This is a genomic window from Ignavibacteria bacterium (genome assembly GCA_041649015.1).
Taxonomy (GTDB): Bacteria; Bacteroidota; Ignavibacteria; order Tepidaquicellales; family Tepidaquicellaceae; genus CAIKZJ01.
The window spans coordinates 381,062-395,260 of sequence record JBAZNU010000003.1; the positions used below are offsets into that span (position 1 = coordinate 381,062).

Consider the following 14,199-nt stretch of genomic DNA (forward strand, 5'->3'; position numbering starts at 1 on the left):
TATTAATGCACCCATTAGAAATTACAGACTCGAATTTTGCTGCTGAAGTAGAGCAGTCAGATGTACCAGTATTGATAGACTTCTGGGCAGTCTGGTGCGGACCCTGCAGAATGATTGCACCGATTGTTGAAGAGCTTGCGGGCGAATATCAGGGAAAAGCAAAGATCGGAAAAGTTGATATTGATAACAATCCGATGATAGCGGCTAAATTCGGAATAAGAAGTATCCCGACGCTGTTAATTTTCAAAGGCGGACAGGTAGTCGACCAGATAGTGGGCGCTGTACCAAAGGGTAGTATTGTTGATAAGCTGAACGCACAACTTTAGAATAAAAAGTATGTTTTAAACCGAGCCCTGTATGGAAACGTGCAGGGCATTTATTTTTCCCGTAATAATTTATAATGTGGCTTGCTTATTGCTATCAAGTAGTTATAATATTATTAAATATACCTTGAAATTCGAATAGACTTTTCATAGAATTAACAGAGGAACAAAATAAGGAAAAACAATGAAAATGTTTTTCTTTAAGATAACAGATTTGTTTTAATTCAAAGACTTTGACACATTAGTTCAGAGTCACAGATGAAAAAATGAGAATGCAAGAAATGAAAGTTCATTCTCAAAAGAAATGAGTGGGAAAACCGGAAAACATGTCATTGTTGAAAAGCGGTTTTACGAGTTCAATCCGGTTACATGAAAATACAAATGATAATTTGCCCGAAACTGAGGCAAGGTCCTTGTGCTTAACAAGGGGTATTTAAGTGATACGGATTATCTCGAGACGCTGTAAGATTTGCGGTAGTTGATTTCGCAAATATAAGATACAAATAATGAGTGTTACCGGGAACCCTTATATTCTTCCAATGATAAGGGGGTAAACTTGACAATGGAAGAATAGGGTACTGATGATATAGGGTAAATGTTCAAGTACCCGCGTTTAAGTCAGCTTTATATCTGGTGAAATTATTTCTTTCGTCAGAAAATAGGTTGACAAACATAATCGGAGACTTATATTCAGTCTCCGATTATTTTTATGAGTACTCTTTTCTTTCTTTTACCGTCGAATTCACCGTAGAAGATTTGCTCCCATGGACCCATGTCTAATTTCCCCTGAGTAATAGCAACGACTGTTTCCCTTCCCATGATTGTTCTTTTCAGGTGTGCATCAGCATTATCTTCAAATCCGTTGTGTTTATACCGGGAATAAGGTTTTTCGGGTGCGAGTTTCTCGAGCCATGCTTCAAAGTCATTATGGAGACCAGATTCATCATCGTTAATAAACACGCTAGCCGTGATGTGCATAGCATTCACTAAAACTAATCCTTCTACAACATTGCTTTCTTTGACACACTTTTCAACGTCAGTAGTTATCTTTATTAATTCTCTTCTTTTAGAAGTGTTAAACCATAGTTCTTTTCTGAATGATTTCATGTTCATAAATTAATATCTAAAATAATATGTTAAATAAGTAAACAAAATAATTGATATATCACGGGATTTCAGGTGAAAAAGCTGATATTAAAATAAAAAGTAAATATAAGACATGAAAAGAATTGTTGTATTAGGTACAGGATTTGCGGCATTCAGATTTATAAAGAAGATAAATACAAAACTTTATAAAGTTACGGTAATTAGTCCGAGAAATCACTTCTTGTTTACTCCTTTACTTCCGAGTACTACAGTAGGAACGATAGAGTTCAGGAGTATTATAGAACCGATAAGGAATGTAAAGAATATAATTTTCCATCAGTCTTACTGTATAGAAGTTGACACTTTGAATCGTAACGTAAAATGTCTTGACGTTGATACAAAACGTCAGTACGAGATTGATTATGATTACTTAGTTATTGCGGTCGGTGAGGTGACGAGTACGTACGGAATTAAGGGAATAAAGGAAAATGCGCTTTTTCTGAAGGAGCTTGATGATTCAAGAAAGATACGAACAAGGGTAGTAGATTGCTTTGAGAATGCATCGTTACCGGGATTAACCGAGGAGGAGAAAAGAGACTATCTCAGGTTTGCGGTATGCGGCGGCGGTCCGACAGGTGTTGAGTTTGCAGCGGAATTGCACGATTTCATTGAAGACGATGTAAAAAGAAAGTACAAATATTTAGGTGACCTTGTGGAGTTAATTCTTATCGAGGCAAAGGAATCGATTCTTGCATCGTTTGATGAAAAACTAAGTGAATATGCAATGAAAGTTTTCAAAAGGCAAAAAATTTCTTTAAGAACAAAATCTTTTGTTGAGAGTGTTGATGAAAGAAATATTTATCTTAATAACGGCGAAAGGATAAAATATAGTCTTCTTGTCTGGGCAACCGGAAACACTTCAACTAACTTTGTTAACAATTCGGGTTTAGCAACTGACCGAACGGGGAAGATAATTACCGACGAATTCTTAAGGGTAAAAAAAGATGATGGTTATCAAAGTAATATATTTGCAATCGGTGACTGTGCGGTCATAGAAGGTCAAGAGCTTCCGGCAACAGCACAGGTTGCACAGCAGCTTGGTCTTTTTTTGGCTAAATATCTGAATAAAAAAATGAATGTATCACTTCCATTTAAGTTTAAAAATCTCGGGATGCTTGCATATATAGGAGGTCATAAAGCTCTTGCTGATACGCCGCAGTTCAAAGGTACGGGTTTTAAAACATTTTTGCTCTGGCGAAGTGCTTACCTAACGAGACTTGTTAGTTTCAAAAACAAACTGCTTGTTATATTTGACTGGACAAAGACATTATTCTTCGGAAGAGATGTGAGTAATTTTTGATATAGACTCATGATTACGGTCAACCCTGCCGATTCAATGACCTTTAGCTGAACGCGGAATAATATCGAAAGGCAGCTTATTGTAAGTGTCAATTTCTATATATTCAATATTCGTGATATTTTTATATAATACACATTCCTTTCTACTACATTAAACTGTCTAAAATCCGCATGATTCAGCAGGTATTACAAAAAGAATAAATTAATACATTAAAAGCCTTTTTCAATTTTCTTATATTATACTAATAAAATTATTTGTAATGTTACTGAAGAAAACAAAAAAGTTGGAAGTTCAGATTGATGAATTTCTTGACAAAGTATTGAACGGAGGATTGTATCTTAAGCAGGGGATCAAGTACTATCTGAAAAAAGATTCTGAACTGTTTATTGATGCACTGAATAATTTAGACACAACTGAAAACGATGCTGATACGCTCAGACGAACAATAGAGACAAAGCTTTACAGTCATACTTTAATTCCTGAGCAGCGAGGAGATGTACTTGGACTTCTTGAAAGTGCCGATAAGGTTCTTAACGGCTGCAAAGAGATATTATTTCAATTTTCTGTTGAAAATCCGGATATTCCTCAAGACCTCGAAGACAGGTTTCTTGACCTGGCAGACACATCGATATCAGCTGTAGAGTGCATGATATCTGCTGTTCGTTCTTACTTCACGGAAATTCAGATTGTACGCGATTATATAAATAAAACCATTTTCTTTGAAAAGGAATCTGACAAGCTTGCAGATAAATTGAAACGTGATATTTTTGAAAGAGCAGATATTGAGCTTAGCTGCAAGATGCATATTAGAACTTTTGCTGTAAACATAGAAAAGATTGCAGATGCTGCTGAAGACGTCTGTGACAGGCTTTCTATAGCTGTAATTAAAAGATACGGTTAAGAAGTGATGGCATGGTTCTATCTATTAAGCGGATTATTTCTCGGCTGGAACCTCGGTGCAAACGATGCCGGTAACATATTCGGTACTGCTACTAGTACGAAGGTTCTGAAATATACAACAGCTGTAGTCATATCCTCTATTTTCGTTCTTCTTGGAGCAATGATTAGCGGATACGGTGCAGCTCATACAATCGGAGAGCTCGGTGACGTAAATGCCATTGCGGGTTCATTTACGGTGTCGCTATCGGCTGCACTAACAGTATTTTTGCTGATGAAGAAGGGACTCGTTGTTTCGGTTTCTCAATCAATTATAGGAGCAATCATCGGCTGGAATTTATTTACATCATCTCCTACTGACATTAAATCTTTAGCAGAAATTGTATTTTCATGGATATTAAATCCTGTTCTGGCGGGAATATTTTCGTTTGCAGCATATTACGTTTTAATACGAATTCTAAAAAAGTCAAAACTTCATTTGCTTGAGACAGATCAGCACTTAAAAAGATTAACCATTCTCGTGATTGCGTTTGGTGCATACAGTCTCGGAGCAAACAACATCTCAAAGGTAGTGGGTGTTTTCATGTCTTCTTCCCCATTCACGGATATAAGAATTACGGAAACGTTCGTTATTACAGGAATGTACCAGCTTTTCTTTACAGGTGCATTGTCGATTGTAATCGGAATTATTACATATTCAAACAAGACTACAGAAACGGTAGGTAAACGTATATTCAAGCTCACTCCGCTTTCTTCTATATCGGTGATATTTGGGGCTTCTCTTGTTCTATTCCTGTTCTCATCTACAATGATAGATAAAGCATTAAACTCAGTTGGACTGCCTTCCTTTCCGCTCGTACCTGTTTCTATAACTCAGGCAATAGTCGGTGGTGTTATGGGTATTGGATTTGCTAAAAGCGGCAGATACCTGAATTATAAGATATTAGGAAAAATAGGACTCGGCTGGATTATAACACCTCTTGCATCAGCTGTAATTTGCCTGATATTCCTTTTTATTGCGCAGAATGTTTTCAATAGGGAAGTCTATAAGACTTTCAGCTTTGAAACGAATAAAGAAGTAATCAAGCAAATAATGTCCGCAGAAATTCCTGTAGATTATCTTTTAAAAAATAGAGATACAACTTTTAACAGTCAGCAAGAGTTCAGATATTACCTCAGTAGGCTTGGGTACACAAAGGAAGACCATATATACAACATATTTAAGATTGCAAAACTGGAATATTACAGGATAGATTCGAATTACGCTAAGGAGAAAATGAGTCCAAACCGCTATACTCAAGACCAGATTAATTCGGTAAAGAGCTTACATAATCAGTCATTCAATCACAAATGGATGCTGATTAACAAACTGGAAATGTTATCTGAAGATTGGCAGTCATTACCGGCTGTTTATTCAAATGAATATTACAATAGAGAACTTAGAATAAAACTTAACACAGTCTGTGATTATTTTTACATCAAGTAAGAAGTAAAAATAACTCCTTTAAAAATTAATTAGTAACTGGTTTTATCTTTTTTTAAATCCCATGTCTCGAATGACATAAGAGCTTCGTCTCGCAAGTGCTGTGTTAATTTAAGTTTTCGTTTACCGATAGGTTTATCAAGTTCCTTATAAATAAAGTCATCAATAAATCCGATCTTCGCGGCGTCCTTTTTAGAAGTACCATAATAAACTCTGTCAATTCTAGCCCAGTAAATAGCCGAAAGGCACATTGGACAGGGTTCACAGGACGTATATATTTCGCAACCTTTGAGGTCAAATTTCTTTAAATTTTTAGCAGCTTTTCTGATTGCGTCTATTTCAGCGTGAGCAGTCGGGTCATTAATTAATGTAACTAAATTAGTGCCCGAAGAAATCACTTTACCATCTTTTACAATTACAGCGCCAAACGGTCCACCGCCTTTTTGTATGTTGTACAAAGAAAGACGTATAGCCCGTCTCATGAAATCGTCGTTATACATTTACTTGTTAATTTTATCCTTGAGTTCTCTGAAAGATTTTCTGTCAAATATGCTGATTGCTCTGTCTATGTAATCAAGTGCCTGAGTTTTGTTTCCAAGGTTAAGGTTCAGTATCGAAAGGTAGTAATAACATGATGCTTCGTTTACACTTCCTTTAACATATCCAAGGCATTTATTAGCAAGCTCAATCCCTTCAAGGTTCATTTCCTTTGTAATACTCTCGTTCTTCGTAATTCCGTATATTTTTGACAGCAGATATTGACCATAGCTAAAGCTTACATCTTCGTCGCTGTTACCGTATTTTAAAATAAGCTCATCGTAGTATTCATCACCCGTTGCATAATCATTATTTTCCATCGTTGATTCGGCAAGAAAAATCAAAGCTTGCTTTGTCAGGTCACTTTTCGGATACTTATTCACAAAAGCATTAATATCTTCTTTTTTGCCGCTAATCTGTGCAAGATACAACTCGGCATCGTCTGTCCATCCTGAATTATTCTTTGAATCCAAGCTTACGACTTTTTCCAAATATTTCTTCGCATCCCCAGCATTTCCACCTTCAAGTATTTTTTTCCCCAGCCTGAAATTAGCTTCTATGTCATTTGCATTTTCTGAAAGAGTCGCCTGAAGGCTCTTTAGTGTATTTTTACCACTAACAAAGTCTTTCATTGCGGGAAGAAAATCCTTAACGGGAAGATAACCCACAATTCTGTCAATCTCATCACCATTCCCGTCAACAAACACAACGGTTGGGTATCCTGCCACCTGAAATTTTTTTGCAAGTTCAATTCCTTCACCTTTTTCTGCATCAATCTTCCAGTTTACCTGATTCTTGTTCGCAAAATCGGCTACCTCTGAATTCGTATATACCTTTTTGTCAAGCTCTACGCACCATTTGCACCAGTCTGTGTAAAAATCCACCATTAATACTTTATTCTCAGACTTTGCTTTTGAAAGAACTTCCGCATAAGTGCCGTTTGTAAATTGTATTTCGTTGGCATTAGCTTTGATAAAAATCAAAAGAAATACTATAACTAAAAACGATTTAATTCTCATAATTAATTTATTTAAAATAATTAGCAAATTTACGTTTTCCCCAATTAAATTGAAATGCAACTGTAATAAGTAAAAGGACAAAAAACCCCCCGGATTGTTACCCCGGGTTTAACCATATTCCTATATTATTTCATAATATCAAATTATTTGAGTAATAACATTCGTTATATTTCGGAGAAATCTTTCGTTGTTAATTTATACCCCCCCGAAGTTAAATTATATAAATCTTCAATGGATTTAACTATTTATAAATAAAGCTTAATTTTTGCATTTTATTGAATTACTATTTAATAATATGAATATATTTGATTGTATTATTTTATTATATTATGTTATGAAAAGGTTTACCCTGAATATTTCCCTTGTTACATCTTTTATTAATCAAACTAAAATTAGCTATGAGAACTTTACAACTTTCAATCTTCAAAAGCACGATTGTGTTTTTGATTGTTTTACTTTTTAGCGCGGGTGATTTAGCGGCACAAACACCTCAACATTATAATTTTAATACAACTATTGGGAGCAACAATTTCCCGTTTAACATTACCGCAGGGAAATTGATACAGTTTTTAATTCTTCCCGGAGAGTTGAATCAACCCACTCCGGCTCCTTCAGGTAATATTACAACTTTATACGTGTTCTGTAAAACAGCTTCTGTTACTTTTACTGACCTGACTATTAAAATGGGGCAATCTACCATTACTACTTTGCCATCTGGTGTATTTTACACAGAGCATCTGGACACGGTTTATTACAATCCATCAGCTTTAATTAATTCTGTTAATGGTACTTTTACACCGATTGTTTTAAACACTCCTTTTAATTATGACAACACAAAGAGTCTGATTATTGAAATTAGTCAATGTGGTGCTTCTGCGACAGGTATGGGACTTTATCACACCTCATTTACAGGTACGAATAGAAGAACTTACAACCAAACTGCTGGTGGTTGCAACTACATTTATCAGGGACAGGGTTCTCAGCTCATGCACTGTGGTATTGACGTTTCAACAGGACCACCGGTTCCATCGGGAACTTGGACTGAGCAGGTATCGGGATTAACTTCAGTATTATATTCGGTTTCGGCTGTCGATGATGACGTAGCATGGGTTTGTGGTGCAGCCGGTAAAGTCCTACGAACAACAGATAAAGGTGTTACATGGACAAACGTCAGTGGAAATTTGCCCTCCTCCATTGCTATGTATAACATTTTTGGATGGGATGCAAATACAGCTATTGTAACAGGTTCATCAACGAGTTCATTCATTTACAAAACATCAAATGGTGGTATGAACTGGATAACTGTAAACACATTAGCTGGAGGTTTTGATGACAATCTCTGGATGACAAGTGCAACAAATGCATACTGTATAGGTGACGTAGTTGGTGGAAACTGGAATTTATTAAAGAGTACAAACGGGGGTGATAATTGGACCTCCTGGTACACAATGCCCTCGACGAACACGAGTGGTACGTACAACAACGCTGCTTGTTTCTCGGGTAATCAGGTATGGTGGTCTCCGGTCGGTGAAAGCAAAATTAAGCACACAACAGATATGGGCGTAAGCTGGGACGACCAGACAATTCCATTAGCAAATATTACGGCAATTTGCTTTAATAGCACGTCAACAGGTTTAGCCGGTGGTTCGTCTGCTTCCCCAGGTTTGCTAAAAACTACAAATTCAGGTGTAAACTGGACAGCTTTAACTAGTCCGTATCCGTCATCTTCAATCTCAGGTATTGTTGGTGCTGCGTCAACATATTGGGCTTCACAGCAGGGTACTGGTATAAGTAAATCAACAGATGATGGCGCCACCTGGACAACTGATTATACCTCTCCTGCCGGTAGTTTCTATCACATAACAAAATCACGCATGGGTGCAACAATCTGGGGTATCAGAAGCAATGGAGGTATTTCAAGGTACGGGCAGCCGATAGTTGCTGTTAACCCTTCAACCTCGGAAACACCAGCAAACTATAAGCTTTCACAGAATTTTCCTAATCCGTTTAACCCGGTAACAAAAATTAGTTATTCATTACCTAAAAACGGTTTTGTAACTCTTAAAGTTTATAATGCTCTTGGTGTAGTCGTTGCTAATCTTGTTAACGATAGTAAAGCAGCTGGAAATTACTCTGTTGACTTCAACGCAAGTGAATTCTCCAGCGGAATATACTTCTATAATATTAACGTGAACGGATTCACCGACACGAAGAGAATGATGTTAATTAAATAATCACAGAATATAAATCTCCCAAAAGACCCGTTGCTTTCAGCAACGGGTCTTTTGTTCTTTAAACCTAGTGTTTTGGTTTCAAATCCGAGTTAATATTCTTAATTTAAGAACGCATTAAACCCTATTACAAAACTGAATGAATTATATCCTTTCCGGCTTGATTCTCCGCTTTTATTAAGCGTTTTCTGACCGTAGTCAAATCCTAACTTCAGAAGACTATTACCTGCTATGTTTATCTTTACCCCGCCCTCTATCGCCCATGCAATCCCTGAATAGCTTGATGAACTACTTCCGTATGAGAGGCTGTTGTATCCGAATGCTCCCTGTACATAGGGATAAGCCAATGATTTTGTGTTAAAGTTGTATGAAGGTGCCGCATATATCGCAAATGTATAGGTAGTTGAACGTCCTCCGTAGCTTATTATTTCCAAAGCAGGTATAATTCCAATCTCAAATCCGTCAGTGACAAAATATCCAGCATAGGGATAAAGTTTGAATGTATTTATTCCATCACTATCTGTATTCCCGTTCGATACAGTTTGTATGTAAGAAAAACTTGCAGAACCGCCTAACTCCCATGTGCTCTCTTTAGCAAAGTTCTGCTTAGTCTGTGTATATGAACTTGATGCAATAAACAGTGTAATTGCACCAAATAATAAAACATTTTTAAATATCATTTATTCTTCCTTCCCATTATTTTACATTTTTAAAATGTAATTTATATAATATACTCATCAAAAAATATAATGAATTAATTACACCTTTTATTTAATAGTATGTCTAACATAAAAGTTATTATTGATGAAAGACCGGCAGATATAGGAAACTTTGCTGTCGGACGAATGCTTCCCTACAGAAATAAAAGAATGGTAGGGCCTTTTATTTTCATAGACCATATGGGACTTGCTGATTTGAAACCTGAAGAAAATGTAGATATCGGTCCCCATCCTCATATCGGACTCGCTACTCTTACATATCTTTTTGAAGGAAGTCTAATGCATCGTGATTCACTCGGTAATACTGTTGAAATTAAACCCGGTGAAGTAAACTGGATGACCGCAGGTAAAGGGATTGTTCATTCTGAAAGAATCCCCGGTTATCTAAGGAACACCCATAAAAAATTTCATGGTCTGCAGATATGGATTGCTCTGCCTAAAGATAAAGAGCAAATGGAACCCGAATTCATTCATATCGAAAAGGATAGTATCCCCGAATGGTTCGATAGCGATGTATTATACAGATTAATTGCTGGTGAAGCACTCGGGAAAGAATCTCCTGTCCCTGTTTACAGCAAAATGTTTTTTCTGGAAATAAAAACTAAATCAAAATCTATTATAAACATTTGCAGGAATCTTTTTGGTGAAGCCGGTTTTTATATCCTTGAAGGTGGTCTGATTCATGATGGCGTTGAATATAAATCAAAACAATTAATCGTTCCTGAAGATTTATCCGATTTCGAATTCGTACTTGAACCTGAAAGCACTATTTATATAATTGGAGGCTTACCATTTTCTGAAGAAAGATACATTTACTGGAACTTTGTATCATCCGAAAGATTGCTTATTGAAAAAGCTAAAGAGATGTGGTCAGCCCGGAAGTTTACTGAAATTTCCGGTGAAACAGAATTCATTCCTTTACCTAAACCTAAAGCTAAATTATATGTCATTAAGAAAAGTTCAGCAGGTCATTAAACCAAGACCCCATCATTATGTCGGCGATGGTTTTCGTGTCCATAATTTTATCCCCGCAGTGAGTTATTTGAGTATGCAGAGGATGTCGCCGTTCCTGCTTCTCGATTATGGCGCAGAATTTTATTTTCCGCCCGCAGAAAAACCACGCGGAGTAGGGGTGCATCCTCACCGCGGATTTGAAACCGTAACCATTGCATACAAGGGTAAGATAGCTCATCATGATAGCACTGGCGCCGGCGGCGTTATAGAAGAAGGCGATGTTCAGTGGATGACCGCCGCTTCAGGTATTTTGCATAAAGAATATCACGAAAAAAACTGGGCAAAGCAAGGCGGCAATATGCAAATGGTACAGCTCTGGGTTAACCTACCTGCAAAAGATAAAATGTCTGAACCAAAATATCAGGCTATTACAAACAGTATGATGGCAAAACATCAGCTTCCCGAAAATGCAGGCTTCATTGAAGTGATATCAGGTTCTTACAAAGATGCAAAAGGTCCTGCTTTCACTTTCACTCCCGTTAATCTTATGAATGCAAAATTAAACAAAGAAGGTAAGTCTGATTTTAGCTTTCCTGCGGAATACAACACAGGTCTGCTTGTTATAAATGGAGAAATTAAAGTTAACGAATCAGAAATCGCTCCAACTGATAACTTTGTTTTGTTTGAAAATACTGGTGAAGACTTTACTATCGAAGCAATTTCAGATTCTGTTGTGCTTGTCATGAGCGGCGAACCTATTAATGAACCAATTGCTTCTCAGGGACCTTTCGTTATGAATACCCGTGATGAACTCATGGAGGCATTTAACGATTTCTACAACGGTAAATTCGGTTTCTTAGAGGATTAAACATTACCAAATAAGACATAAAGATTTGATACTTATAGTGACGATATTCTCACGGTCAATTTATAATACTAACTCTTAATATTAATGAAGTCCCTTTAGGTTTAACTGGTGTAGGTAGGGACTACATCTCAATAGCATTTTTATTCTAAATACGCCATGAACTAATAACATCTGTAATTAGTTTTTGTTGTAAATACAATTTTATAAAATATACCAAATCAAAATAATTATGCTAAAATCAAAAGGATATGCTGCACAAGACGAAATATCAGGATTAGCACCCTGGAATTTTGAGCGCCGCGAAGTCGGCTCGCACGATGTACAAATTGAAATTCTTTATTGCGGTGTATGTCATTCAGACCTGCATCAAGTAAGAGGAGAATGGGGAAACTCCATTTATCCCATGGTACCGGGGCATGAAATTGTCGGTAAAGTTACTAAAGTCGGAAATCATGTTAAAAAATATAAAGAGGGCGACCTTGTCGGAGTCGGATGTTTAGTCGATTCATGCCGTACATGCGATAGCTGCAAAGATGGACTCGAGCAGTTCTGCCCAAGTGGTTCAATGACTTATAACGGTTATGAGCAGGATAAAGTAACGCCCACTTACGGCGGATATTCAAACAACGTGGTTGTTAACGAAGATTTCGTGCTCAGTGTTTCTGATAAACTAAACCTGCCTGCTGTTGCACCTCTTCTTTGTGCTGGTATTACAACTTACTCACCGTTAAGATACTGGAAAGTCGGTAAGGGTCATAAACTTGCAGTGCTTGGACTTGGCGGACTCGGTCACATGGGCGTTAAATTCGGTGTTGCCTTCGGTGCTGAAGTCACAGTCTTAAGCACTTCAGTCTCAAAGAAGGATGATGCCTTGAAACTTGGTGCTCATAAATTTGTAGTTACAAAAGATGAGAAGCAAATGAAGGAAGTTTCAGGCTACTTTGATTTTATTCTCGATACTGTATCTGCCGAACATAATTACAATCAGTACCTGAATTTACTCCGTCCGAACGGGATTCATATTTGTGTAGGTGCTCCGGCTTCCCCCTCACAAATATTTCCATTCAGCTTAATCATGGGAAGAAAAAGTCTTGCCGGCTCATTAATCGGCGGTCTTCCTGAAACCCAGGAGATGCTCGATTTCTGCGCCGAACATAATATTGTTTCTGATATTGAACTTATTGACATAAAAGATATTAACACTGCTTATGAAAGAATGCTGAAAAGCGACGTACGTTACCGCTTTGTAATCGATATTGCAACATTGAAATAATGTTTTTTAAATTACTCCCTCTTTGTATTCAGAGGGAGTTTTTATTTCATGAGCATTAAATCGATAAATATCCCTAAAAATGTCCGAATAAATATTAAATCATAAGGTTTTTTTGTTTTATTTTTCTTTCATTGCTTTTATTCTGCGAATAATCTAATATTTACTAATTACAAACTAAACAAAACTTACTATGAAAAAAATATTCTTAATTATTATCACTGTCTTAGTTCTTTTTTCTGAGATATCTCTTTCTCAGACATGGACACAAACATTAAACGGTATTCCTATGTGGGCTATGACCAAGGATAGATATGGAAATATTTATGGAGGGTCTTCAGGTACTGTTAAAGAAATTTATAAAACTACTAACGAAGGACAGAACTGGTTGACTCTCTTATCAGGCAGCCCTTCAAATTTCCTAGGACTTTCTGTTGATTCTCTTGGAAATATTTTTGCCGCTAACGTTTCTAATGGTGTTATGAAATCCACTGACGGAGGAAACAACTGGGTAAACATCCCTGTATCAACTTTCGGTAATAAAAATGTTCAATCAGTCGTTTGCGGTATAAATGGAGTAGTTCTTGTAGGGTGCAACACGGGCGGTGTTTATCGCAGTACTGACTTTGGTACGACTTTTCCCGATACATCTTTACAAGGTATTACTATCGTGACTTTGGTTGTTGACAGATACAATTCAAATATTATTTACGCCGGTGCATCTTCAACTACAGGGTTAACAGGTTTTTTTCTCTCCACTAACTCTGGATTTACTTTCTCTGGACCTTTTAACGTCAGCAATTGCTGGGGTGTAATGCAAAAATCGCCAAATGATTTATACATGATTACCACATCAACCGGTACTCCATTTTCTAAGTCCACTAACGGTGGTTATAACTGGTCAACGGTTTCTGCTCAGCCAGGCTCTATGAGGGGTTGCTCACTCGACCTAACGGGGAACATTTATATAAACGGCAATGGCGGTGTGTTTAAATCTACGAACGATGGACTATCATTTACCAATACTGGAATAACGGCAAGCGGAAATCAAATCGTCAGCCATGGTAATAAAATGTATGCCGCAACAACCGGATCAACAACAGGCGGCGTTTGGATTTATACCGATACAACTTTAACCTCCATTACCCCGGTATCAACAAGCATTCCGGGAAATTTTATGTTAAAGCAAAACTTTCCCAATCCTTTTAATCCGGTTACTAAAATAGAATTTTCCGTACCACTAACAGAGTTCATTACTCTAAAAATATTCGATATTATGGGCAGAGAAATCCGTACACTCGTGAATGAAAGATTACAGCCCGGGACGTATGAAAAATCATTCGATGGTTCTGAATTAACAAGCGGAGTTTATTTTTATAAAATTACTATTGGAGATTTTGTATCAACGAGGAAAATGTTACTCGTGAGATAATTATATTAACAATATATTTC

13 protein-coding genes are annotated in these 14,199 nt (G+C 36.9%); 9 read left to right on the plus strand and 4 right to left on the minus strand.

Annotated elements, in window-relative coordinates; genetic code table 11:
- Window positions 1-5: 5 nt before the first annotated feature.
- Window positions 6-326: a thioredoxin gene (gene trxA, locus WC644_07395; GenBank protein MFA5011767.1), complete on the plus strand. Its 321-nt coding sequence runs from the start codon at window positions 6-8 to the stop codon at window positions 324-326.
- Between the two features lie 687 nt (window positions 327-1,013).
- Here trxA and WC644_07400 read toward each other — a convergent pair.
- Entirely contained in the window at window positions 1,014-1,430 is a 417-nt protein-coding gene (locus WC644_07400) for a secondary thiamine-phosphate synthase enzyme YjbQ (GenBank protein MFA5011768.1), read from the minus strand.
- Between the two features lie 112 nt (window positions 1,431-1,542).
- Between WC644_07400 and WC644_07405 the strand changes: the two genes are divergently transcribed.
- The 3 genes from WC644_07405 to WC644_07415 all read left to right on the plus strand — a co-directional run bounded on the left by WC644_07405 (window position 1,543) and on the right by WC644_07415 (window position 5,152).
- Entirely contained in the window at window positions 1,543-2,769 is a 1,227-nt protein-coding gene (locus WC644_07405; GenBank protein ID MFA5011769.1) for an FAD-dependent oxidoreductase, read from the plus strand.
- A 259-nt stretch (window positions 2,770-3,028) separates the two neighbouring features.
- Window positions 3,029-3,670 carry a DUF47 family protein gene (locus WC644_07410; protein MFA5011770.1) on the plus strand — a complete coding sequence of 214 codons (642 nt, stop codon included), beginning with the start codon at window positions 3,029-3,031 and terminating at the stop codon, window positions 3,668-3,670.
- 6 nt (window positions 3,671-3,676) lie between these two features.
- Entirely contained in the window at window positions 3,677-5,152 is a 1,476-nt protein-coding gene (locus WC644_07415; protein MFA5011771.1) for an inorganic phosphate transporter, read from the plus strand.
- Between the two features lie 29 nt (window positions 5,153-5,181).
- Here WC644_07415 and WC644_07420 read toward each other — a convergent pair whose 3' ends face one another.
- Window positions 5,182-5,649, minus strand: a complete 468-nt coding sequence (locus WC644_07420; protein MFA5011772.1) for a nucleoside deaminase — start codon at window positions 5,647-5,649, stop codon at window positions 5,182-5,184.
- On the minus strand, window positions 5,650-6,705 hold the full coding sequence (locus WC644_07425; GenBank protein ID MFA5011773.1) for a thioredoxin fold domain-containing protein: 1,056 nt from the start codon (window positions 6,703-6,705) through the stop codon (window positions 5,650-5,652).
- A 398-nt stretch (window positions 6,706-7,103) separates the two neighbouring features.
- Between WC644_07425 and WC644_07430 the strand changes: the two genes are divergently transcribed.
- Complete coding sequence (locus WC644_07430) at window positions 7,104-8,939, plus strand: T9SS type A sorting domain-containing protein (protein ID MFA5011774.1); 1,836 nt, start codon at window positions 7,104-7,106, stop codon at window positions 8,937-8,939.
- A gap of 98 nt (window positions 8,940-9,037) precedes the next feature.
- Here WC644_07430 and WC644_07435 read toward each other — a convergent pair whose 3' ends face one another.
- Window positions 9,038-9,616 carry a hypothetical protein gene (locus tag WC644_07435; GenBank protein ID MFA5011775.1) on the minus strand — a complete coding sequence of 193 codons (579 nt, stop codon included), beginning with the start codon at window positions 9,614-9,616 and terminating at the stop codon, window positions 9,038-9,040.
- 99 nt (window positions 9,617-9,715) lie between these two features.
- Between WC644_07435 and WC644_07440 the strand changes: the two genes are divergently transcribed.
- From WC644_07440 to WC644_07455, 4 genes are all read left to right on the plus strand, one after another.
- Window positions 9,716-10,630, plus strand: coding sequence for a pirin family protein (locus WC644_07440; protein ID MFA5011776.1), 915 nt, complete (start codon window positions 9,716-9,718; stop codon window positions 10,628-10,630).
- A complete protein-coding gene (locus tag WC644_07445; GenBank protein ID MFA5011777.1) occupies window positions 10,599-11,477 on the plus strand; it encodes a pirin family protein in 879 nt (292 codons plus the stop codon). Before WC644_07440 ends, WC644_07445 begins: the two co-directional genes overlap by 32 nt.
- Before the next feature lie 229 nt (window positions 11,478-11,706).
- A complete protein-coding gene (locus WC644_07450) occupies window positions 11,707-12,750 on the plus strand; it encodes an NAD(P)-dependent alcohol dehydrogenase (protein MFA5011778.1) in 1,044 nt (347 codons plus the stop codon).
- Between the two features lie 190 nt (window positions 12,751-12,940).
- The gene (locus WC644_07455; GenBank protein MFA5011779.1) at window positions 12,941-14,179 is read left to right on the plus strand and encodes a T9SS type A sorting domain-containing protein; all 1,239 of its coding nucleotides are present in this window, start codon (window positions 12,941-12,943) and stop codon (window positions 14,177-14,179) included.
- Window positions 14,180-14,199 lie beyond the last annotated feature (20 nt).

Bases quoted from the DNA above. Each gene is read 5' to 3' on its own strand.
- trxA (MFA5011767.1), top strand. From the start codon at position 6: ATGCACCCATTAGAAATTACAGACTCGAATTTTGCTGCTGAAGTAGAG.
- WC644_07400 (MFA5011768.1), bottom strand. From the start codon at position 1,430: ATGAAATCATTCAGAAAAGAACTATGGTTTAACACTTCTAAAAGAAGA.
- WC644_07405 (MFA5011769.1), top strand. From the start codon at position 1,543: ATGAAAAGAATTGTTGTATTAGGTACAGGATTTGCGGCATTCAGATTT.
- WC644_07410 (MFA5011770.1), top strand. From the start codon at position 3,029: ATGTTACTGAAGAAAACAAAAAAGTTGGAAGTTCAGATTGATGAATTT.
- WC644_07415 (MFA5011771.1), top strand. From the start codon at position 3,677: ATGGCATGGTTCTATCTATTAAGCGGATTATTTCTCGGCTGGAACCTC.
- WC644_07420 (MFA5011772.1), bottom strand. From the start codon at position 5,649: ATGTATAACGACGATTTCATGAGACGGGCTATACGTCTTTCTTTGTAC.
- WC644_07425 (MFA5011773.1), bottom strand. From the start codon at position 6,705: ATGAGAATTAAATCGTTTTTAGTTATAGTATTTCTTTTGATTTTTATC.
- WC644_07430 (MFA5011774.1), top strand. From the start codon at position 7,104: ATGAGAACTTTACAACTTTCAATCTTCAAAAGCACGATTGTGTTTTTG.
- WC644_07435 (MFA5011775.1), bottom strand. From the start codon at position 9,616: ATGATATTTAAAAATGTTTTATTATTTGGTGCAATTACACTGTTTATT.
- WC644_07440 (MFA5011776.1), top strand. From the start codon at position 9,716: ATGTCTAACATAAAAGTTATTATTGATGAAAGACCGGCAGATATAGGA.
- WC644_07445 (MFA5011777.1), top strand. From the start codon at position 10,599: ATGTCATTAAGAAAAGTTCAGCAGGTCATTAAACCAAGACCCCATCAT.
- WC644_07450 (MFA5011778.1), top strand. From the start codon at position 11,707: ATGCTAAAATCAAAAGGATATGCTGCACAAGACGAAATATCAGGATTA.
- WC644_07455 (MFA5011779.1), top strand. From the start codon at position 12,941: ATGAAAAAAATATTCTTAATTATTATCACTGTCTTAGTTCTTTTTTCT.